The sequence below is a fragment of the Polaromonas sp. genome, from assembly GCF_030682935.1.
Lineage (GTDB): Bacteria > Pseudomonadota > Gammaproteobacteria > Burkholderiales > Burkholderiaceae_C > Polaromonas.
This window is the reverse complement of sequence record NZ_JAUXNA010000082.1, coordinates 1-1,419: the sequence shown is the minus strand read 5'-3', so window position 1 is coordinate 1,419 and position 1,419 is coordinate 1. Positions and strand designations below refer to the sequence as shown.

Below are 1,419 nucleotides of genomic sequence, written 5' to 3'. Positions count from 1 at the left end.
GTTTTTCAATCAGGTTGTGGTATTCGTCATAGCTGACATAGAGATGTTTGCCGTCTTCGGTCAACATGGAATTGCTCCTGATTTAATAGCCTGCCTAACCCATACAGTATGGGTTAGGCACCTGTTTTACTAAAACTTCTGAAATCAGGCGGCGTAGGGGTTACGCAGCAGGATGGTGTGGTCCCGGTCCGGGCTGGTCGAAACCATGTGAATCGGCACGCCGGTAATCTCTTCAATGCGCCGCAGGTAATGCTGCGCGGCCACTGGCAACTGATCGTATTGCGTCACGCCCACGCTGCTCTGGCTCCAGCCTGGCATGGTTTCGTAAATCGGCACGCAGCGGGAGATTTCTTCAGCGCCCATGGGCAAAATGTCGGTGATGTGGCCGTCCAGTTCATAGCCGGTGCACAGTTTGAGTTCTTCAATGCCGTCGAGCACGTCAAGCTTGGTGATGCACAAACCCGACAGGCCATTGACCTGGGCCGAGCGCTTGAGCAAGGCCGCGTCAAACCAGCCGCAACGGCGGCTGCGTCCGGTGACCACGCCTTTTTCGGCGCCCACCGTCGACAGGTGGTAGCCCACGGTGCCCGGCTTCTCCCAATCGAGCTCGGTCGGGAACGGACCGCCGCCAACGCGGGTGCAATAGGCCTTGGTGATGCCCAGGATGTAATGCAGCATGCCTGGCCCGACGCCCGAGCCTGCAGCCGCATTGCCAGCCACGCAGTTGCTGGATGTCACATACGGGTAGGTGCCATGGTCAATATCGAGCAAGGTGCCCTGCGCGCCTTCAAACAACAGATTGGCACCCTCACGGTGTGCGTCATTGAGTTCGCGCGAAACGTCGGCCATCATGGGCTTGAGTCGTTCGGCATCTTCCATCGCACGCGCATAGACGCTGTCGAAATCGATCGCCGGCGCATGCAGGAAGGTCGTGAGGATGTGGTTGTGCAGTTCCAGCAGAACACGCAACTTGGCGGCAAAGCGGTCCGGGTATTTCAGGTCCTGCACGCGCAGGGCGCGGCGCGCGATTTTGTCCTCATAGGCCGGACCTATGCCCTTGCCGGTGGTGCCAATCTTTTCGCTGCCGGCATTTTCGCGCACAGATTCACGCGCGATGTCGAGCGCGGCGTGAAATGGCAGTATCAGCGGACAGGCTTCGCTCACGCGCAGGCGCGATCGCACCTCGACGCCGACAGCTTCAAGCCGCTCAATTTCCTTGAAGAGCTGCTCGGTTGACAGCACCACGCCATTGCCGATGTAGCACTTGACGCCCGGGCGCATGATGCCGCTCGGAATCAGGTTAAGCGCTGTCTTGACGCCGTTGATGACCAGCGTATGGCCGGCGTTGTGGCCGCCCTGGAAGCGCACCACGCCCTGCGCGCTTTCGGTCAGCCAGTCGACCAGCTTGCCCTTGCCTTC

General features: G+C 59.7%; 1 protein-coding gene and 1 pseudogene. Both read right to left on the bottom strand.

Going from position 1 to position 1,419, the window contains the following annotated elements:
• Positions 1-67, bottom strand: a pseudogene (locus Q8K05_RS03210) (phosphoribosyltransferase); the annotation flags it as partial.
• Between the two features lie 77 nt (positions 68-144).
• Positions 145-1,419, bottom strand: a 1,275-nt coding sequence (locus tag Q8K05_RS03205) for an adenylosuccinate synthase (protein WP_305245091.1), incomplete at its 5' end; no start/stop codon positions are given.